The organism is Paenibacillus sp. 2TAB19 (assembly GCF_052115185.1).
Classification (GTDB): domain Bacteria; phylum Bacillota; class Bacilli; order Paenibacillales; family Paenibacillaceae; genus Pristimantibacillus.
Genome location: NZ_JBFRGE010000073.1, coordinates 1 through 21,138 on the forward strand (window position 1 = coordinate 1; position 21,138 = coordinate 21,138).

The following is a 21,138-nucleotide window of genomic DNA, read 5'->3' on the forward strand; positions in this document are numbered from 1 at the left end:
GACCGGTCGTGTTCAGAACTGGGGACAAATGCTGCTCCAACTCTCCGTTTTCTTCCCTGATCGAGTCGGCCAGCACCTACGCTAACAGGCCAACTCCCCCTCGGGGGAGTTCCTTATAAATGAGTTTACACAAAATTATTGACAGACCCGGATAATGTTGGGATCAGCATATGGGTTCCTGTACAACTTAGATGAGGAATCGACGTTGTTTGGCATAGATTTTCAACAACGTTACATATTGATACTTTCCATCCCAGCAGTAAGTTGGATTAACTACATTATTCTTTCTCTTGTCAGCAGAAGGGAATTGAGGGTTTTCGGTGATAAGCTGAATGTACATAGATAGGTATTAAAAAAGATGATTCCTGTTCAAACCAGGAATCATCTTTTTTGGCATTGTTTATCTCAATTAAATGATTATTTCAAGTCGAAACGATCCGCATTCATGACTTTGACCCATGCGGCGATAAAGTCACGCACAAACTTCTCTTTGTTATCGTCTTGAGCATAAACTTCGGCAATGGCACGCAGAACGGAGTTTGAACCGAATGCTAAGTCAACTCTAGAAGCAGTACGTACGACTTCGCCTGTTTTGCGATCGCGTCCTTCGTATACGGTTCCGCTAATAGGCGTCCACGCAACGTTCATGTCGAGCAGGTTAACAAAGAAGTCGTTCGTGAGCGTGCCTGCACGATCCGTGAACACGCCATGTTGTGTACCGCCATAGTTCGTACCTAGAACACGCATGCCGCCTACAAGAACAGTCATTTCCGGTGCCGTAAGGTTCAGCAATTGCGCTTTGTCTACCAGGAGCTCTTCCGCACTTACACTGTAATACTTCTTCAGATAGTTGCGGAAGCCGTCAGCGACAGGCTCAAGCACAGCGAAGCTTTCCACATCCGTTTGTTCTTGGGTAGCATCGCCGCGTCCCGAAGCGAATGGAACAGTGACATTAAAGCCTGCATCTTGTGCAGCTTTCTCAACTGCGGCACTGCCGCCTAGAACAATCAAATCGGCCAAGCTTACTTTCTTATCCAGATCTTCTTGAATGCCTTCTAGAATAGTAAGGACTTTGGTAAGCTGCTGCGGCTGATTGACTTGCCAATCCTTCTGTGGAGCAAGAGCGATGCGGGCACCATTGGCGCCGCCGCGCATATCAGAGCCGCGGAAGGTGCTGGCCGAAGCCCAGGCCGTTGTTACCAGCTCGCTTACTGTAAGTCCCGAGTCTAGAATTTTTATTTTAAGTTCGTTTACTTCCGCATCTGTTAACGTATAATCAACAGCCGGTACAGCATCTTGCCAGATCAGAACTTCATTTGGAACTTCAGGGCCTAAATATCTTGCAAGAGGACCCATGTCACGGTGTGTGAGCTTGAACCAAGCGCGAGCAAACGCGTCCGCGAACTCTTCAGGATTCTCATGGTAACGACGGGAAATCTTCTCGTACGCTGGATCCACGCGCAATGCCATATCCGCAGTAGTCATCATCGTCGGAACTCGAACGGATGCATCCTCTGCATCTGGGGCAAGATGCTCTTCAGCTTGATCTATAGCAGCCCATATATGAGCGCCTGCCGGGCTCTTCGTAAGCTCCCACTCATACCCGAACAGAAGATCGAAGAAACCATTATCCCATTTAGTCGGATTAGCGGTCCAAGCACCTTCAACGCCGCTCGTGATCGTATCGCGTCCTTTGCCGGACCCGTGTGTGCTTAGCCAGCCCAAGCCTTGTGCTTCGATAGGAGCAGCCTCAGGGTCTGGACCGACAAGAGCAGCATCGCCTGCGCCATGTGCTTTGCCAAACGTATGGCCGCCGGCAACGAGCGCAACGGTTTCTTCATCGTTCATTCCCATACGTCCGAACGTTTCGCGAATGTCGCGAGCGCTTCCAAGCGGATCCGGATTGCCGTTAGGACCTTCCGGGTTGACGTAGATAAGACCCATTTGAACGGCAGCAAGCGGATTTTCAAGCTCACGATCGCCTGTGTAACGCTTATCTCCCAGCCATTCCTTCTCATTACCCCAATAGATATCTTCTTCCGGATGCCAAACGTCCGCGCGTCCTCCGCCAAAACCAAACGTCTTGCCGCCCATAGATTCAATCGCGACGTTGCCTGTCAGAATCATCAGGTCGGCCCAAGAAATTTTGTTGCCATACTTTTGCTTAATCGGCCACAKCAGCCTGCGTGCTTTATCAAGGTTGCCATTGTCCGGCCAGCTATTCAGCGGAGCGAAACGTTGTGTGCCGCTTCCAGCACCGCCGCGCCCGTCGCCTGTACGATATGTACCTGCAGAGTGCCAAGCCATACGAATAAAGAACGGGCCGTAATGTCCGAAGTCAGCCGGCCACCATTCTTGACTATTAGTCATTAGATCGACTAGATCTTGTTTAAGAGCATGATAGTCTAACTTTTGGAACTCTTCCGCATAATCAAAGTCTTCTCCCAAAGGATTAGATTTTCTGTCATGCTGATGGAGAATATTCAGGTTTAACTGGTTAGGCCACCAATCACGATTCGAAGTCCCGCTTGATTTGAAGCTAGTAGCGCCTCCGTGCATAACTGGGCACTTTCCTGCTTGAGAAGAAACTGTAGCGTCCACATAATCATCTCCTATTCGTATAATGAAGTAGCAAATCAAAATTAGTACATATTCTCTTTATAAAGCTATATACAAATGAATACAATAGCAGATTTAAAAGTTCATCCAATCTTCACTCAACTCTGATAATTTACGGGTGTTGCGCCTTGTATGACGATCGTCACTTATCATATGACGGTCTTTTTATATATATTTATTTTCGAAATTGACAATGCCTTAGAAGGAGTGGGATGGGTGGATAGAGAAATGGAAACAAATCAATACAGTGTAAGGAAATTTTTGGGGTTTTTGGCTTTGGTCGCGTTGCCGATGGCTTTTTTTCGATTCGTCTTGCTGCCCATTCTTGTACCGATCGTCCCTTTTCACCCGGGTATTCTCTATTGGATACTAATGATTGTAGGAATGATCTGGCAGTTTGTACTATCTGTCATAATCTTGAAGAGAGAACTTGGCGATATAAGCTGGGAGAAGCTGAAGAAAAGACTATGGATGAATCATCTTATACATTCGAAAACGCTGCCTCGCTCATCTCCCTTCAGGAGTATGTCATGATCAACTCCATCAAGGAATCGATCACCAATGCCCTAAAGCACGGCAAAGCGAGCATGGTCGACATTAGTATCGTAGAGCAACAAGATACGATTCATATGACGGTAAAGGACAATGGAACAGGCAGCGATTCGGTCATTTACGGCTTCGGTCTAAAAACGATGGAGAAAAGAATCGAGGCCATCGGAGGTCAAATGAGTGTGCGAAGCGAGCCGAACAATGGTCTCACGCTCCAAGTCCGAATGCCTATCGCAAGGGGGGAGGAGTGGTGAATATCGCTCGCAAAATCAGCATCATGCTTGTGGATGATCATGACCGGGCTAAAGCGGTTTTGTTATTAAATAGTTATTTATCGTCATGAGGATGCGACGGCTATGAAACGACCTAGGAGGGTAACGATGAGTATAACGAAAGTAGAAGCAAACGGAGCAAATATTGCCGTTGTAGGCGGCAGTGAGATCGTAATAGAGGATGTTCAATCCGCATTGGATCTAATGGCTACCATTAAATACGAAACAGACTGCGAGCGTTTTGTGATAAGTAAAGAACTGGTCAGCGAAAGCTTTTTCGATTTGAAAACAGGTCTGGCCGGCGAAATTCTTCAGAAGTTCATCAATTACCATGCGAAGGTTGCTTTCGTTGGGGATTTTTCGATATATCCAAGTAAAAGCCTTCGCGATTTTATCTATGAATGCAATAATGGGACAGATTTCTTCTTCTTGCCGTCCGAACAACAAGCGATTGAAAAGTTAAGTTTGTTGAAGTGAAGTTGGAACGGGAGCTACATACGTGTCGGAAGTAAGGCACAGTTATGCTGAATATCGAATGCTGATCATTCCAGCAGGTGAAGTTGTGTATAAACATTGATGCGAGGTGATAAGATGAGCAATCAACATGCTGACAAAGATAAGCCTGTTGGCAAGACGGCATCCGTTGGCTTCCAGATTGGCGTTCGGAGAACGTTGCCGATTACGCCTGAACAAGCCTGGTCTTTCTTGACTTCACCGGAAGGGCTGCGATTATGGATAGGTACCGTATCGGGCTTGTCCTTCAAAGAGGGAGAGACGTTTACTTCCGAGGAGGGCATTACAGGTCAATTCAGAGTAGTGAAGCCTGAGAAGCAATTGCGCTTGAAGTGGGGAAGGAATGACTGGGAGAAGCTTTCGACRTTACAAATCCGACTGATCCCCATTAAACCCGACCGAACTACCATTAGCTTTCATCAAGAAAACCTGGATCATTCGGGCACGCGAGATCAAATGAAGCAGTTCTGGGAAAATGCGCTGAACGAAATGATCGAATGGAGGGCACATTGATGAAACCGAGAATAACCGTACTCACGTTAGGGGTAGCCGATTTGGAAAGATCGCTTACGTTCTATCGGGACGGATTAGGATTTCCAACGGAAGGCATTATCGGGACCGAATTCGAGCATGGCGCAGTTGCTTTCTTCGACTTGCAGGCAGGAGTGAAGCTCGCGATATGGAGGCGTGAAGATCTAGCGCTTGAAGCGAAGGTTCCTCTGTCGCCTCCCAGCTCTACGGAGATGACAATCGGTCACAATGTAGCGAGCAAAGAGGAAGTAGATGCAATTATGACGCAGGCTGAGCGTGCTGGAGGCGTTATTACGGATCCCGCGCATGTTGCCTTCTGGGGTGGTTATTCCGGGCATTTCCTCGATCCAGATGGCCATCTGTGGGAGATTGTCTGGAATCCGGCATGGGAGTTAGAGACGTAAGCCAGTTCGAGAAACAATGAGAAGAAGTCCACGATGAAGGTCGTGGACTTCTTTTTATTGTCCTATCATTTTGTCTACGTATTCCTTGGCTTCTCTCAGCCCCAGATCGGTTACTTCCCGAAGTTCTTTGATCGCTTGAATTCGTTTGCCCGATGCAACCAGTATACGCAATCTATCGTCAAGATTTGCCGGCACGCTGCCGGAGGCCGATCCGGGTGATGAATAAGGCAATCTTTCATTCCCTTGAAGATCGGATTTGATTTCATTAAGCTGCCGCTGCAGGTTGAACACTTTCAACAGCAGCACAAGTGACAAAATTAAGGCACTGAGCGCTATCCATTCGACGGATTCCATTATGAACCACTCCCATTCATCGGATAGTTCATTATACCATTGAAATATTTTTTGATAATGAGAATGATTCTTACTATAATGAAAGAGTTGGTAAATGTGAACAGACATGGATGGTGAACTTGATGACGTTGCAGGATCAATTACCATTATGGAATCATGCAGCTATAAGAGTGCTTGATGTTCGTCGGTCTAAGTTGCAATTGAGCGAGAGTATGAAGGGCTTCCGATTGCCGGCTAGCGCATTCCTGCTGGCAGTAAAGGGAGCAGCCACGATCCTTATTGATGGAACCGAGCATAACGTAGATCGCTGTTATGTATGCCATGCCGGCAAAGGCGCGACCATAGACATTGTTCAAGTGGCAGAACAAATCGATTATTATTTCATTTTCTATAAAGCGGTTCTCGTATTGCCAAGCCGAAAGGAACTTTTGAACGTATATCGAGATCATAATCCGTTCCAAATGCAGTATGGCTTCGCTCCTGCTCATCCTCTTGGTCTCTTATCGAAGATAGAGAGTATGCATTCTTCTTGGCTGCTTGGCGCTCAATTAGAGAAATTTCATGTAAGGGCATCATTTCATCAATTCGTATATGACATCCTGCAGCAGCTTCACGCGCTTGAGGGAGCAGCGATGAGCCAGCCGGATCTCGTAAGCCAAACGATTCGTTTTATGGAGGAACGTTACATAGATCCGATAAGTCTGACGCAATTGGCGGATGCCCTTCACTGCACCGAGAGAAAGCTGCAGCGATTATTCAAATCGAAGCTTGGTTTAGGACCGATGGAATATCTTATTCAAATCCGCATGAATCATGCGCAGGCGATGTTATCGAATACGAATGTATCGCTTAAAGTTATCGCAGAATCCGTAGGTTACGGGGATAGTTATTATTTTAGCAAGGCGTTTAAGAAGTATAGCGGCGTCTCCCCTCTCCATTTTCGTCAAAACCGTCGGAAAAGTACATCATCGATGTCGCGTTATTCCATTGGCGCGAATCAACTCCTCTCCTATAATAATGATTGTGATAATCATTATCAATATACCKACGGGGGAGTAAAAGGAATGAATCGGAGCAAGAGATCAGTATTGGCGGTAAGTTTGATGTTGAGTTTGATTTTATTGTTGAGCGCATGCTCGGCAGGGAGTAACGGAGGTAACAATACCAATGGAGCGAGTCCAACGGCCTCGCCTTCTAATACGGCTGCAACAAGCACGAATGCGCCGCAAGCAGCGCAGCAAGCGTATCCGGTCGTTATTAAGCATGCGAAGGGCGAATTAACGCTGGAGCAGCATCCGGTGAAGATTGCAGTGCTTGATACGAAGTTCGTCGATCAGCTGGTAACTTTAGAAGAGCAGCCTTCGGGCAGCGTGAAGGCAGCCGCGGACAATTCCGATTTCCCTGCTTACTTGGTTAACAAGCTGACGGACGTGAAGGTGCTTGGAACGAGGGATGAGCCTAATCTGGAAGCTATCGTCGCCATGGAACCGGACTTGATCATTTGTACCGAATTTCAAGATAAAGTGTATGACAGCTTGACTAAGATTGCTCCTACCATCATGCTCGACTTCAATGAAGACTGGCGCGATACGTTGGTCACGATTGGCAAAATCGTAGGCAAGTCGGAAGAAGCGAACGCGGTCCTGGAATCCTATAAGGAGAAAACAGCAAAGCTGAAAGAGGAGCTGAAGGCTAAGCTCGGAGATCAGACGGTAGCGTTGATAAGACCGCGGGATGAAGGCATTCGAGTTCATACAGCAGGCCACCGCGCGGCTGCGATCCTATATAATGATCTTGGCTTGTCCGCCCCGCAGCAGGTACAGGAGCAGCAGGACAGCGCCTATGAAATTTCGCTCGAAGCATTGCCGGAAGTAGGAGCAGACCATTACTTCCTTGTTCAGGACGATATGTTCAAGAAAGTCGTCGAGGAGATCCAGCAGTCCGAGGTTTGGAAAAGTATCGATGCCGTGAAAAATAATCAAGTGTATGACGTTGATTCGAACGTATGGATTGCTTATTATGGTCCGATCGCTATTAATATGGTTGTAGACAGAGTCGCGGAAGTGTTCCTTGGAACTCCATAATATACCGAAGCAGCTGTCAAAGTCGGAGTGGGGAGATTTGAAAGGAAGATTTAAACTCACTTTTGAAAATGAAGCTTCTCACACAGCCCTATCTATTGACTCTGGCGATTTGTTGGATAGGGGAAAATGTGAAATCTACTTGGACGGTTTAGCCGCTCAGATCGGCTCGCCATCGAGACGCGCAACAGCGTCGATGCTTGCAAAGCGGTACGCTTATCTTGTCATAGTGCCTGTCTTGTATGCGATGACCGTATACAATAAGGGCTTGCAGTTGACGCCGGATCAATGTCGATTGGCTGCGCCTGACGACAATGAATATAAAGCCAGCAACTCCAAATTTCCTAATCTGCGGATTAGGGAGCTTCGTGTAACGGAACCGGAAGCGGGCAAACGGGAAGAATGGCGGATTCAAGTAGTACATGAGCTGTTTGGAAATCACATTACCCCGTTATTTCGTTCATTATCGGTGTTTGGCCGAGTGCCCATGCCGATCTTATGGGAGAATGCGGTTGTTCGTATTGTTCCGTTGTACGAGGATGGATTAGAAGATGAAGAAGATCCGGCAGTATGGCAACGATATAAGGATGACTATACGTTTATATCTCAGACTGCGCCCGCTAGCCTCTTCGGAGAACGCCGCAATCCGCTAACAAAGTTCATTACCGCAGCGCAGGGTGGAGTCGCCGGCGAGCTGGCTCCCTACATGCGTCAGACATGCTGCTTCTACTACGAGATGTCTCCTGAATATTGCAGAGCTTGCCCGAAGTCGCCTTGTCCCGTTTAGGGGCAAGGCGGCTTTTCTCTGCGCTTTTTTTTTGGACGGTTGATTACAAGTTGATTATATTTTATTGCTGTCTTCTTGCTGCGAATATGCCCTGAACCTTCGCTACCGTACCGCCGTCAACACGGATGTCGGTGCCGGTAATATAGGAGCTGTCGCTGCTGCATAGGAATGCAATGGCGCCAGCGATTTCACTTGCTTCACCCTCGCGTCCTAGCGGGGTATTGTCAAGCAGCATCWTCATGCTTTGACTTTCTTCCGCTTCTTGTCTGCCCATTGGCGTGTTGATCGAACCCGGAGAAACGGAGACGATGCGAGCGCCCTTTTGTCCCCAATCCCAAGCCTGCTCTTCTACGATCAATTGAACGCCAAGCTTCGAGAAGCCATAGGAAGTATCCGACTTGCCTTGCGTAACTTGTTCGATTCGATCCAAGAAGTCTGGAGCAAGCGGGTTCTTTAGAAGATCATTGTATGCCTCGTTGCGTGGGAAGAAAAACGCCGACATCGACGCGATACAGACGGCAACGGAACCGGGAACGGCTAAAGGCAAGAAAGATTTCAGAATCAGTCCAGTCCCAACCATATTGACTTCCATAATTCTGCGACCGTTCGACATCGTCGGCGACAAGCCTGCGGTGTGAACAATTGCCCCCAGCTCGCCTAACTTAGCCGCGGAAGCGGCAAGCTCATCGACTTGCTGTTCGTTCGTAATATCGACAGTCTGGATGTAGACATCCGTAATGCCTTCTGCAGCGAGTTCTGCGACGGCTTGATTCAGGCGCTCTTCGCTTACATCTGCAAGGAGCAATGTTCCTGCTTTGCCGAGACGGCGAGCAGTCGCCTTCCCTATTCCACCGGATCCGCCGGTAATTACATATACTTTGCTCATTGTTTTTGCCTCCTATTAGGTTTGCTGGTATCATGAAGTAGAACTTATTTCTAGCATAGGCTAGATCGAATTTGTTCTTCAACTTACAATCGCATAGCAAATGTCCATTTATATAAGGAGGCGTATCTGATGAGCGTAACTGACAGAAACGTGATATCCGCACGTTGGCTCATTATGGAGGCCTTTACCTTACTATTGGCCGTACTTCCGTTCGAGAAAATTTCGGTACATGCCATCGTCCATAAAGCCGGTATTAGCAGGTCAACGTTCTACTCGCATTTTCAAGATAAATTCGATTTGCTTGAGCAGGTGACTGATGAAATCACGAGCAAGCTTCTCGACATTTACGAAGGAAAAACCAGCGAGGAACATATGCGGATCATGGAATCGTATACGGACCAAATTCCGATTCCGGCTACGTTCGTCATATGCGAGCATATACGTTCCTACGAGAGTTTCTATCGTAACCGCTTTCATGATTCGCATTTCTTAAGCTGGTTGAATGAGAAGCTTCGGGAACGGCTTCAACTCATCTATGGCAATGAAGCTCAAGCAACCTTCGCCGCTGGCGGAACAGTTGGCTTTATTGGCCGCTGGTTGCTTAACGGGCTGCCGGGCACTTCGTTTGAAAATGCGCTCCAACTGAGCGAACTAGCTACGTTCTCGCTGTCCCAAGGGAATACAGGGAAGAGGCAATGAGCCAAATTGGAGGAGATAGAATGAAATTTCAAGCAGTTGTTTTGTTAGCCAAAAAGTCAGCCACGGGAATCGAAGTTCCCGAACACGTTGTTGAAGGCCTGAGCGCTGGGAAGAAGCCTGCAGTTAAAGTGACGATCGGGGATTATAGTTATCGTAGCACCATAGCATCGATGGGAGGTAAATATATGCTTCCGCTAAGCGCAGAGCATCGTGCCGGTGCTGGCGCTCAAGCAGGCGATACGGTAGATGTCGAGATCGAGATGGACACCGAGCCTCGAGAGGTGACGCTGCCARCCGATTTTTCGGAGGAGCTTGATCGTAATCCGAATGCAAGAGCTTTTTTCGAAACGCTGTCCTACAGCAATAAACGTCGGTTTCTATTAAATATTGAGGGAGCCAAGACGCCAGAAACACGTGCGCGCAGATTGGAGAAATCGATCGCGGCTTTGAATGAAGGACGGCCTCAGTAGAGGTTAGCTAGCGTATTTCTGGCGGGAGCGGGAGATGAAGACTAAGCAGTGCAAATAGCTGCTCGACCATCTCCTCCGCAGGATAGGGCATCGATTGAATAATCCACCATTCCACGAGACCGACAGCAGCCGAAGTTAGAAATTGAACAGTAATATCTCTATTCATCCCTCGCTTCATGCCGTAAACGTCTATTTGCTCCTCGAATCCTCGTGCCATGATGGTCATCAGCCGTTCTCTGAATGCCGGAATTCCTTTTCGGGTCACTAATATTTTATAGATGTAGGCGTTCTGCTCCAAATATTGAAATGTGAGAAGAAGCGACGCCTTGGCGTTCAACGGGAGCGTGTCGCTGTTAGGCATACAGCTTTCGTACAATTGCTGCAAGTATGTTTCGATACATTGATCAAGCAGATCGTATTTGTCTGCGTAATGCAAGTAAACCGTGCCGCGGTTGACATTGGCGCGGTCGGCAATGTCATTGATCGTTATTTGATCCAAATCCCGCACTCCCAGCAGTTCGACGAAAGCGTCGATTATAGCTTTACGCGTCTTGAGTACTCGTCTGTCCATCTGTTTTCCTCCAGCTCTATTAGACAATTTGGGATCATTCGTTGATTATTCAACAATAACGGATTTATTAAGCATTGAAGCGTAACTACGCGTTTGCTAAGCTTATTTTATTCAACGTTTGTTGATAAATCAACGTTTATCTATAAAATACGAGATAGAGGGATGCCGAATGAACATTTTAGTGTACGGTGCAGGCGTATTAGGCAGTTATCTTGCGCATGCTTTGAAGCGCGGAGGCAATGACGTAACTGTTCTTGCCAGAGGGAAGCGGGCCGAGGAGCTGGAGAGGAACGGAGTCGTTGTTCGTCATTATTTTCAACTTCGAACGACCGTGGACCGAGTGCGCGTCATCCGAACGCTCGAAGCCGACGATCAATACGATCTTATTTTCGTCGTGATGAAATATAGCGACTTTCCGTCTGTCCTTCCGATTCTAGCAGCCAATCAAAGCAGACATATCGTTATCGTAGGCAACAATGCGGATGCTAGGCAGATGCAATCTTATATTGAGGAAAACAGTCCGACGAAGAAGCACGTTGCGTTCGGTTTCCAGCTAAGCGGAGGGCGCAGATACGAGGACGGACGCATACTGGCAGTACGCGGAGGAGGACAAATGGTGTTAGGAGGGCTGGACGGCCCGATTCCGTTCCAACCTTTACTGGATAAAGCATTCAAGAAGGCTAGCTACAAGCTGGATTATCATGATGATATAGATGCTTGGCTGAAAAGCCATATTATTTTTATTCTTGTGTTGAATACGGTCAGCTTCTCCCCAGAGGGCGGAATGAAGAAGCTGGACGGCGACAAGAGGCTGCTGCTCGAAATGATCGAAGCGATGGATGAGGGCTTTCGCGTACTGGAAGCGATGGACATCACGATTACGCCGGCTGGGCAAGTTAAGTTTATCCGCGAGCGGAAGCGGTTGGTTTATTATTTCTTGAAGCTGTACAGCATAATCCCCATTTATAAATTAATTGACGGAACTATCTCCGAGATGGAAGCGTTAAGCAGCGAATTCGCCCAATGGAAGCGGGCAACGAATAGTTCGACACCTTCCATGGATAAGTTGGCTAACCAGTTTTTTCCTCATCCATAAGTCGCGCATGCAGAAATAAATAGGATCAGCGGATATGTTAAATATCCGCTGATTTTTTTGTTAATAATAGGTAGGGCTTATGTTTAGTTTTAGTTATCGATATTAAGTATTCGTTATTTCGTACAGGATCAGGATCAAGTATCGTTAAGGTTGCTGTAGCAATATCATTTCAGGAGGTAATGGCATGAGGCGATCCGGGGCGGCGCTTATACTTGCAGCTTTAGCGGCAACCGGATGCGGGAACAGCAATAATAATCTTTCCGCTGGGGATAAGAGCACGGCAAACAAGCCTTTAGCCGGACAATCGATCACATTAGTGACGGGTTCTCACCCATGGGTCGATGCCATTAGGCCGCTTCTGCCGCAGTTCGAAGCCGAAACGGGAATGAGCGTTAGCGTGCAAAGTTTTTTTGAGGATCAATTGACTCAGAAGCTGACCGTTCAATTCACTTCGCGCTCCGAAACGCCTGATGTATTCATGTATCGGCCTCTTCAGGAGGGCAAGCTGTTTTTTCGAAATGGCTGGTTAGAGCCGCTTGATGACTTTGTTAAGCGGACAGCGGATTACGATTATGAGGATTTTACGGCTCAATCAATCGGTTCGTCGATCGTGGATGGCAAACTTTCGGGAGTCCCGATAATTATCGAGCAAGCTATATTGTATTATCGCAAAGACCTGCTTCATGAAGCCGGTATACCCGTTCCGCAGACGATCGAGCAATTAGCGGAAGCCGCGTCCCGATTGCATGACCCGGATAACGGGGTGTACGGATTCGTTGCACGCGGCGGGCGCAGCCCGCTTGTCACACAAGTATCTTCCTACCTTTATTCGGAGGGAGGAGACTTTACTTTTGGCAATAAAGCAACGATCAATACGCCTGAGGCAATCAAGGCATTCACGATGTACGGCACGCTCCTTCGAGATTACGGTCCATCAGATGCGATTAATATGTCATGGCCGCAAGCGAGCGCTTTTTTCGCGGAGGGTAAGGCGGCGCTGTATACGGATGCCAATTCGATCTACAAGATGACGATGGATCCAGACTATCCTGATGTTGCAGGTAATGTGGGCTTCGCGACCTTTCCGGCGGGGGCGAAGGGGTCAAGGCCATATAACATCACTTCGTGGGGGCTGGCCATTAACCCGAAATCGGCACATAAAGAAGCGGCATGGACATTTATTGAATGGGCGACCAGCAAGGAGATTACGATGCTGATTCAACAGAAAGGGATTCCAGGGCCGAGATCCTCCGTATGGGATCAGGAAGAAGGAACGGCAGGATTTCCAGTTGAGCTCGTAAAGGTATTCAAGAAATCGGTAAATGGCGGAGTCGACCATGACCGACCGACAACGATCAATGTGGCGGAAGCCCGTGAGACGGTCGGTGAAATCGTGCAAAAGGTTATAACTGGCGAAACGAATATACAGGAGACGGCAGATCATGCGAACGCTGCCTTGCAGGCGATTCTCGATAAAGAAGCGGAGTAAGAAGGTGTAACGAGTGCGGAACAGATTATCTATTTTCAGCAAAATTGTCGTTACGACTGTTCTCTTGCTCATTCCGATCTTGCTTCTGTACAGCTATTCCAATCGCATAGCAAGCAGCGTGGTAGAGAAGCAGGTCCGATCATCCAATTTGAATCAGCTTACTTTCCTGATGAATCAAATGGATTCAATCATCGAGAACTTGTCGGTATTCCCTGTGATCATTAGCTACGATCCTTACATCCGTGAATTTATTAGCGGAACAGGCGAATCGTTGAAAGCGCAAGCTCGCGTGACCGAGAAGCTAAGTCTGCAGAGTGTGTCCAGTGCTTGGTCGAATGATCTTACCATCGAGCTGCCAGTTGCGAAGAAGATTCTCTCTTCTAATATTTACGTGAATGGAGCGGCAACAAGGCCGGAAGAGCGACCCATACGTACAACATGGACGTATGACCAGGACAGATCGCGGGGATATCCGGTTGGAACCTTCATTCGGGAAATAACCGAACCAGCTAACTCGAACGCATACAACGATTTAACTGCGATGTTTCAAGTGCGTTTTCCCGTGCAAAATATGAGCGATATGCTTGATATCCACAAAAAAGAAAATAGAAGCGATCCTTTTTTCTATCATCCGAATGAGGAGACGATCCCGAACAGCACGCTTTCTTCAGCAACGGCTGAATCCATTATCCGAGCTGTACTGAACGATGCTTCCGGTAGTTCGGGGCAACAGACGATTAGCATCGATCGCGAAAAGTACCTGGTCAGCTATGTGAAATCTCGTCAGCTTGGATGGTATCTCGTCGATTACGTTCCTGTTGAGCGCATCGTATCGCCAATCATGACCGCGCGTAATTGGTTTTATTGTTCCATTGCGTTACTGCTTATGATGAGCATTGTGGCTGCCTTCCTGTTGTATCGCAACGTTCAGATTCCGCTCCACAAAATGATCCGCGGCGTCCAGCGAATGAAGGATGGCGATCTTTCATGGCGGATTAACTACAAAGCCAAGAGCGAATTCGATGATCTGATTCGTCATTACAATGAGATGGCTGAGCAGATTCAGCGTTTAATCGAAGATGTGTATACCGAGAAGCTGCGTTCGCGGGATGCGACATTAAAGCAGCTGCAGTCTCAAATTAATCCGCATTTCTTATATAATTCGCTGTTCTTCATTATCAATTCAGCGATGATGGACGATCGGGAAGCGGTTATCTCCATGACGGAAAATTTGGCGGAATTTTATCGGTACACGACGAAGGTCGAGAATCAACAGGTCACGGTTGCAGATGAGTTGAATTTAGTGAGGCATTATCTGGCTATCCATCATCTGCGAATGGGACGTCTGGCTTACATCATTAACGTATCTGAAACCATGTTAAGCGAGCCGATATCTCGTCTTATCCTTCAGCCGCTTGTCGAGAATGCCATCGTTCACGGCATCGAGCCGCGTATAGGCGGAGGCATGATCGGCATCACGGGTGAGCAGGGTGATCAATATAATCGGATTCACGTAACGGATAACGGTGTCGGGATGAAGGATGCTGAGTTAGATCAATTGCGAGAACGGTTAGCGCAAAAAGACTCTAGTACGGATGAGTTGGGAAGCGGAATACGGAATGTGCACCAGCGTCTGCGTTATCAATACGGCGAAGGTTCCGGTCTAAGCTTCCGCAACGCGCCAGACGGCGGTCTAATCGTTACCGCAACCTGGACTCGCAATTGCGGCGGCGTTGATTCGGAATAGGAGGACGGGATGCGATGGCACAGCTATTGTTAGTGGACGATGAAGCACATGTAGTGGATCGTTTTGCGACGACTATCGATTGGAAGTCAATAAACATTGAGCAGGTATATCGCGCTTATTCCAGTCTAGAGGCACTTGAGCTGCTAAGGCAGTTCTCCATTGATATCGTCATCACTGATATTAAGATGCCGGGCATGTCGGGGCTTCAGTTGATCGCCGAAATCCGCCGTCTTTGGCCGAAAACCAAATGCATCCTCTTGTCCGGCTATTCCGATTTCGACTTTGCCAAGCAGGCTATTCTGTATCAGACGGAGGATTACTTGCTGAAGCCGGTCAAAGATGTCGAACTGCTGGCAACGGTGAAGCGGGTGTTAATCAAGCTTGAGCAGGATTGGGAAGAAGTGCTTTCCAGCCAGCGAATGAGCTATACGCTCAAAGAAAATATGYCGCTTCTTCGGGCGAATCTCCTTCAAGAGCTGCTTCAGGGCAAGAAGTGGAGCGCAGAGCTGCTTCAAGAGAAGATGGCCAGGCTTGAGATGGGAAGTCACGCTTGGTCAACCATTTCGTTAATGGTTATTCGGCTGGACGAGTCTTTCCTGCAATACGAACTTGAAGATTTGGCATGGAAAGAATATGCCGTAAGCAACATGGTCGAGGAATTGTTCGGTACAAGGTATGCCATTTGGCATACCAAGGACGCTCATGATTATTTAGTGTTTGTGATGACGGCGAAGCAGGATGAACCTGACCAAGATGATACAGTCTGGTTCGAACGGACAGCGGCCTCGCTGCAATCTGCCGTATGTACGTATCTGAAAAGTAAAATATCCATTTTGGTGAGTAATAAAGGGAAGTTTCCGAGCGATGTTGCAGCGWACTACAACCGTGCGATTTCTTCATTCCGGAAGCGGATCGGGAACGAGCGAGAGCTCTTCATGCGCCTTGAAGACGAGCCTAAATCGGAGCCGCCCATCTATTCCTTGCAAAGTCTTTACAACCCGCCAACCTTGATTCATTTGCTTGAGGCAGCGCGGTGGGAGGTCATCGAGGAGAAGCTTCGCTATATTTTTGAATCGATGGAGCAAGGCGATGATCCTTCACAGGAGCATCTGCTCGAGATCTATTTCACGATTGCATCAGCCTACACGTATATAACCCACAAGAACGGACGGCACTTAGCCGACTTAATTGGCAGCCACTTCGATCGGATGTCGGAAGGCATACCTTTTCGGTCTTTGAATCACCTGCGGGAATGGTCGTTCCGCACGCTGCGGCATATTAGGGACGACATGGAACGAGAAACGAAAGATTCCAGATCTAAGCTCATACGGGATATTCAAACCTTTATTGAAGAGAACGTGACGCGCGATATTTCACTGCAAAAGATTGCCGAGAACGTATTTCTCCACCCGGTCTATGTCTCGAAAGTATATAAGCTGGAAACCGGGGAAAATATGAGTGATTATGTGCAGCGCGTCAAAATGAAAAAAGCGGAATATTTGCTGAAGCAGAGCAACGAGAAGATCTATGAGATTGCTGCTCTGCTTGGCTATCAGAGGCCGCACTCCTTCATCTACGCGTTTAAGAAGATGTACGGAATGACACCTCAGGATTATCGAGATCGTTGATCGTTAAATCACATACACAAACGGAGGGAACACACATCATGTTGTTATTTATCGTTCTTGCAGCGATCGTCGTGCTGCTATTGTTGATTACCGTTGTGAAGCTCAATCCTTTCGTCGCTCTGATTATCACCGCAATCGGTGCAGGGCTTGCTGCAGGAATGCCGCTTCTGACAACGGAAGACTCGCCCGGAATCATCGATTCCATTAAGACAGGCATGGGCAATACGCTCGGATTCCTCGCTATCGTCTTGGCGCTTGGCACTATGCTTGGCAAAATGATGGCGGAGTCCGGCGGTGCGGAGCGCATCGCCCGTACCCTTATCAAATTGTTTGGTGAACGCAACGTTCATTGGGCGATGATGTGCGTCGCGTTTATCGTTGGCATTCCGGTGTTCTTCCAAGTCGGATTTGTTCTTCTCATTCCGCTCGTATTCACGATTGCCAGACAAACAGGCCTCTCGTTAGTGAAGATCGGCGTTCCGCTCGTTGCCGGCTTGTCCGTCGTTCACGGCCTGGTGCCTCCTCATCCGGCGGCAATGGCAGCCGTTGGAATCTTTAATGCCGATATCGGCAAGACGATTCTGTACTCCATCATCGTCGGTTTGCCGACCGCTATCGTTGCAGGTCCGCTGTACGGGAACTGGATCGGTAAGCGAATCCATAAGGAAGTTCCGAAGGAAATGGGCGATCAGCTCACGGAAAATGCGGAAACAAAGCAGCTTCCCGGTTTCTTTAACACGTTGTTTACGATATTAGTGCCTGTATTTCTAATGCTCATTGCCACCGTCGCTGATCTGTTCTTAGAGAACGGGACGCTTGCGAGCGGGGACTTCCTCTACCAAGCGGCCAAGTTTGTCGGCGATCCAGTCGTAGCCTTACTGATTGCAACGGTATACTCGTTCTTCAGCCTTGGCTTCTTCAGAGGCTTAAGCCGCGAAACGGTACTGAAATTTACGAATGACTGCTTGGCGCCTACGGCAACCATTCTTCTCGTAATCGGCGCAGGCGGCGCGTTCAACCGCGTATTGCTGGATTCGGGCATCGGCGACTATATCGCTGAGCTTGCTACCGCGTCGAATGTATCGCCGATTCTGCTGGGCTGGGGAATTGCGGCAATGATCCGCGTGGCGACAGGTTCTGCAACCGTATCGATGATGACGGCAGCTGGAATCGTTGCTCCAATCGCAATGGCGATGCCGGGAACGAATGTCGAGCTGCTCGTGCTTGCGACGGGCGCTGGCTCGCTCATCCTCTCGCATGTGAATGACTCGGGCTTCTGGCTGATCAAAGAATATTTTGGCATGAGCGTGAAAGAGACGCTTCTAACGTGGACGGCGCTCGAGACGATCATTTCGGTCGTAGCGCTTGCTTTGATCCTCGTCTTGAACACGGTTGTCTAACCGCGATTCGAGGATAGTGGAAGAAAGGAGTGGAGGTAAGATGGCTTCCTCTTATGTAATTGGCGTTGATATTGGAACAACTAGCACGAAGTCCGTTCTGTTCGATACGAAAGGCGTGCTTCAAGCAAGCCATACCATAGAGTATCCTTTATACTCGCCTAAGCCGGATGTTGCGGAACAGAATCCGGATGAAATCTTTCGCGCGGTTATCGGCACGATCAAGCATGTCGTGCAAGATAGCGGCGTTAATCCAACAAGCGTATTGTGCGTGTCGTTCAGCTCAGCCATGCATAGCGTCATTGCGGTTGACGTTGACGGCAACCCGCTCACCAAATGCATCACCTGGKCGGATAACCGCAGTGCCTTCTGGACGGAACGAATTAAGAACGAGATGAACGGTCATCAAATTTATTTGCGCACGGGAACTCCGCTGCATCCGATGGCCCCGCTATCCAAGCTCACTTGGCTTAGACATGCGGAGCCGGATTTGTTCGCACGAACGCATAAGTTTATTTCCATCAAAGAATATGTGTTCTTTAAGCTGTTCAACCAATATGTGATCGACTATTCCATCGCGTCAGCAACGGGCATGTTTAATTTGACGAAGCTGGCTTGGGATGGGGAGGCACTGGAGGTAGCGGGCGTTACCGCCGAGCGATTGTCTGAGCCGGTGCCGACGACCTATAGCTTGACCGGCCTTGCTTCCGAATGGGCGGCCGAGCTGGGCTTGCCGGCTTCGACGCCTTTTGTCGTAGGCGCAAGTGACGGCGTACTGTCCAATCTCGGGGTGAATGCGATCGATCCGGGAACGGTTGCCGTGACGATCGGGACGAGCGGAGCGATCCGTACCGTCACCGATCGCCCGATCACCGATCCGAAGGGAAGAATTTTCTGTTATGCGCTAACCGAGGATATGTGGGTAATCGGCGGACCGGTCAATAACGGCGGGATGATATTCCGGTGGCTTCGAGACCAGTTATGCTCAGCGGAGGTCGAGACGGCGCTACGGCTTGGCAAGGACCCTTACGAGGTGCTCACCGAAATCGCTGCCCGCGTTCCGGCAGGGGCCGACGGTTTGCTGTTCCACCCTTATCTGGCAGGAGAGCGGGCGCCGCTATGGGATGCGAATGCAAGAGGCTCGTTCTTCGGCCTTGGCCTTCACCATAAGAAGCAGCATATGATTCGAGCTGTTCTGGAAGGCGTTATTTTCAACTTATTTACCGTATTTATGGCGCTCGAAGAATTGATCGGCCAACCGAAGAAAATACAGGCGACAGGCGGCTTCGCACGGTCAGAGCTATGGCGTCAGATGATGGCCGATATATTCGACCAAGAGGTGCAAGTGCCTGAGAGCTTCGAAAGCTCCTGCCTAGGGGCCGCCATTCTAGGGATGTACAGCATCGGCGAGGTCGATTCGCTGCATGTCGTATCGACGATGATGGGCTCGTCGCATAAGCATCTGCCAAATCAAGAGAATGTGGTGAAATACAAAGAGCTGAGCCGCATCTTCGTGCGGATGTCCAGACTTCTGACTGATGAGTACCAGGAAATCGCAGCTTATCAGAAAAAGTGGATGTAATTGGATCAGAGAAGCGTGCTCCCATTTAATGGGGGCATGCTTTTTTTCTGCGATGCCTCAATGAACCACCGTATCCACTCAGTAAGAGCATATATGCACTTACAGGCGCGAACGCAAACCCAGCCTCACTCTTAAGGACGTATATGCTTTTACAAGGTGTTCTTACAAGGGGAGGGGCGGCAGCGATGTCACAAAAGTCGACTCCATATCGTTATACAAGAAATCGAGTCTATGGGAGTGATCGTAATGAAAACATTAACTTGCGTCGTTATTGGGGCTGGATACGCAGGCATACATGCCATGAATGAAATTCGTAAAACCTTGCAGCGACAAGAGGGCAGCCAATCCGTCAAGTTCGTTCTCATCGATAAAAATAAATATCATTTTCGCAAGGTGAAGTTGTTTAAGCCTGCGGTAACGGACGAAGATATTCGAGTGCCGCTCACGCAGCTGTTTCCTGAGGGCATATCGCTCATTCAGGGAACTGTCACGGAGGTTATAACGTCAACGAAAAAAGTACGACTGACAGACGCTTCGGGCGCCTTGCAAAGCTTGGATTATGATATTCTTGTTGTAGCGGCTGGCAGCATCGTTCGGCGGCCTGAGCCAAGTGCAGGGGGGCAACCGCTAGGCAACCTGGATGATGCCCTTCGGATAAGGGAAATATGGCTTGCCAATCTACGCAAGGCTGCCATCGAACGGAATCCGCATGAGCGCAAACGCTTGTTGACGATTGCGGTAGCGGGAGCGGGCATAAGCGGCATTGAGACGGCGGCGGAGCTGGCCTATTATGTCCGGGAGGAAGCCCGGAAGCTCGACATCGAGACGAATGAAGTTGATATTCGCTTGTATAATGCGCATGATCGTCTCTTTACTGACGGACCGGACGGCGTGTCCCGGAAATTGGAGCATTTTTTAAGAGATTGCGGCGTAAAGGTTGTCCATGCAAACCGAGTGCTTCGGGAAAATGCAGGTATCGTTTACTTATCCGACGGCGAGAAGCTGCCTGCAGGCTTATGCGTGTGGACATTGGGACTATTGCCAAGTCCTGCGCTCGAACAATTCGGCCTGCCGGTTACTTCGGACGGGTATGTGAAGGTTGATGCCAGCTACCGGGTACAAGCTGCTCCCGGCGTATACAGTATCGGCGATTGCGCCAAAGTCATCGATCCGCTTAACGGCCGTTCCGACGGGATGACTTGTAAGGAAGCCATCCCTCAAGCGAGTAGATTGGCGAAAGTCCTTGCAGCTGATCTAGCAGATAAACCGGCACCTGTGCATACCAGCTATATGGACAGCTTCAGTATTGGCTTGGGTCCTGATAAAGGTCTCACATGGGTGCGCAAATGGGGAATTGATTTCATAATTACCGGCAAAATGGGTTATCGGATTAAACATTTTACTTGGAACTTGGCCAGTACAATCAAATAATAGGATATACACATTGTGATGGAGGCGTAGGA

At 48.6% G+C, this 21,138-nt stretch carries 19 protein-coding genes; 15 read left to right on the plus strand and 4 right to left on the minus strand.

Translation table 11 applies throughout. The features are described from left to right. Positions 1-417: 417 nt before the first annotated feature. Positions 418-2,601, minus strand: a complete 2,184-nt coding sequence (gene katG, locus AB4Z33_RS24495) for a catalase/peroxidase HPI (RefSeq protein ID WP_442052400.1) — start codon at positions 2,599-2,601, stop codon at positions 418-420. A 485-nt stretch (positions 2,602-3,086) separates the two neighbouring features. Between katG and AB4Z33_RS24500 the strand changes: the two genes are divergently transcribed. From AB4Z33_RS24500 to AB4Z33_RS24515, 4 genes are all read left to right on the plus strand, one after another. Then, a complete protein-coding gene (locus tag AB4Z33_RS24500; protein WP_442052401.1) occupies positions 3,087-3,422 on the plus strand; it encodes a sensor histidine kinase in 336 nt (111 codons plus the stop codon). Between the two features lie 126 nt (positions 3,423-3,548). Then, the gene (locus tag AB4Z33_RS24505; protein ID WP_442052402.1) at positions 3,549-3,917 is read left to right on the plus strand and encodes a DUF4180 domain-containing protein; all 369 of its coding nucleotides are present in this window, start codon (positions 3,549-3,551) and stop codon (positions 3,915-3,917) included. A gap of 114 nt (positions 3,918-4,031) precedes the next feature. Further along, positions 4,032-4,466 carry an SRPBCC family protein gene (locus AB4Z33_RS24510; protein ID WP_442052403.1) on the plus strand — a complete coding sequence of 145 codons (435 nt, stop codon included), beginning with the start codon at positions 4,032-4,034 and terminating at the stop codon, positions 4,464-4,466. Next, positions 4,466-4,888, plus strand: a complete 423-nt coding sequence (locus tag AB4Z33_RS24515; RefSeq protein ID WP_442052404.1) for a VOC family protein — start codon at positions 4,466-4,468, stop codon at positions 4,886-4,888. The genes AB4Z33_RS24510 and AB4Z33_RS24515 overlap by 1 nt, the downstream gene beginning before the upstream one ends. Positions 4,889-4,942: 54 nt before the next feature. On the opposite strand, the gene AB4Z33_RS24520 is transcribed toward AB4Z33_RS24515, so the two are convergent. Further along, complete coding sequence (locus AB4Z33_RS24520) at positions 4,943-5,242, minus strand: ribosomal protein L7/L12 (protein WP_442052405.1); 300 nt, start codon at positions 5,240-5,242, stop codon at positions 4,943-4,945. Positions 5,243-5,352: 110 nt separating this feature from the next. Here AB4Z33_RS24520 and AB4Z33_RS24525 point away from each other — a divergent pair, with 110 nt between their 5' ends. Beyond that, positions 5,353-7,326, plus strand: coding sequence for an ABC transporter substrate-binding protein (locus AB4Z33_RS24525; RefSeq protein ID WP_442052406.1), 1,974 nt, complete (start codon positions 5,353-5,355; stop codon positions 7,324-7,326). A 139-nt stretch (positions 7,327-7,465) separates the two neighbouring features. Further along, the gene (locus AB4Z33_RS24530) at positions 7,466-8,110 is read left to right on the plus strand and encodes an IucA/IucC family C-terminal-domain containing protein (RefSeq protein WP_442052407.1); all 645 of its coding nucleotides are present in this window, start codon (positions 7,466-7,468) and stop codon (positions 8,108-8,110) included. A gap of 61 nt (positions 8,111-8,171) precedes the next feature. On the opposite strand, the gene AB4Z33_RS24535 is transcribed toward AB4Z33_RS24530, so the two are convergent. Next, on the minus strand, positions 8,172-8,996 hold the full coding sequence (locus AB4Z33_RS24535; RefSeq protein ID WP_442052408.1) for an SDR family oxidoreductase: 825 nt from the start codon (positions 8,994-8,996) through the stop codon (positions 8,172-8,174). 129 nt (positions 8,997-9,125) lie between these two features. Here AB4Z33_RS24535 and AB4Z33_RS24540 point away from each other — a divergent pair, with 129 nt between their 5' ends. After that, the gene (locus tag AB4Z33_RS24540) at positions 9,126-9,695 is read left to right on the plus strand and encodes a TetR/AcrR family transcriptional regulator (protein WP_442052409.1); all 570 of its coding nucleotides are present in this window, start codon (positions 9,126-9,128) and stop codon (positions 9,693-9,695) included. A gap of 20 nt (positions 9,696-9,715) precedes the next feature. Beyond that, a complete protein-coding gene (locus AB4Z33_RS24545; protein WP_442052410.1) occupies positions 9,716-10,165 on the plus strand; it encodes a YdeI/OmpD-associated family protein in 450 nt (149 codons plus the stop codon). A gap of 7 nt (positions 10,166-10,172) precedes the next feature. On the opposite strand, the gene AB4Z33_RS24550 is transcribed toward AB4Z33_RS24545, so the two are convergent. Next, a complete protein-coding gene (locus AB4Z33_RS24550) occupies positions 10,173-10,736 on the minus strand; it encodes a TetR/AcrR family transcriptional regulator (RefSeq protein WP_442052411.1) in 564 nt (187 codons plus the stop codon). Between the two features lie 169 nt (positions 10,737-10,905). Here AB4Z33_RS24550 and AB4Z33_RS24555 point away from each other — a divergent pair, with 169 nt between their 5' ends. From AB4Z33_RS24555 to AB4Z33_RS24585, 7 genes are all read left to right on the plus strand, one after another. Then, positions 10,906-11,832 carry a ketopantoate reductase family protein gene (locus tag AB4Z33_RS24555; protein ID WP_442052412.1) on the plus strand — a complete coding sequence of 309 codons (927 nt, stop codon included), beginning with the start codon at positions 10,906-10,908 and terminating at the stop codon, positions 11,830-11,832. A gap of 184 nt (positions 11,833-12,016) precedes the next feature. Continuing rightward, positions 12,017-13,321: an ABC transporter substrate-binding protein gene (locus tag AB4Z33_RS24560; protein WP_442052413.1), complete on the plus strand. Its 1,305-nt coding sequence runs from the start codon at positions 12,017-12,019 to the stop codon at positions 13,319-13,321. Between the two features lie 13 nt (positions 13,322-13,334). Further along, complete coding sequence (locus AB4Z33_RS24565) at positions 13,335-15,068, plus strand: sensor histidine kinase (protein WP_442052414.1); 1,734 nt, start codon at positions 13,335-13,337, stop codon at positions 15,066-15,068. A 14-nt stretch (positions 15,069-15,082) separates the two neighbouring features. After that, positions 15,083-16,696: a response regulator transcription factor gene (locus AB4Z33_RS24570; protein WP_442052415.1), complete on the plus strand. Its 1,614-nt coding sequence runs from the start codon at positions 15,083-15,085 to the stop codon at positions 16,694-16,696. A gap of 38 nt (positions 16,697-16,734) precedes the next feature. Next, a complete protein-coding gene (locus AB4Z33_RS24575) occupies positions 16,735-18,096 on the plus strand; it encodes a GntP family permease (RefSeq protein WP_442052416.1) in 1,362 nt (453 codons plus the stop codon). Between the two features lie 40 nt (positions 18,097-18,136). After that, positions 18,137-19,675, plus strand: a complete 1,539-nt coding sequence (gene gntK / locus AB4Z33_RS24580) for a gluconokinase (protein ID WP_442052417.1) — start codon at positions 18,137-18,139, stop codon at positions 19,673-19,675. Between the two features lie 246 nt (positions 19,676-19,921). Beyond that, a complete protein-coding gene (locus AB4Z33_RS24585; RefSeq protein ID WP_442052418.1) occupies positions 19,922-21,106 on the plus strand; it encodes an NAD(P)/FAD-dependent oxidoreductase in 1,185 nt (394 codons plus the stop codon). The last annotated feature ends 32 nt before the right edge of the window (positions 21,107-21,138 follow it).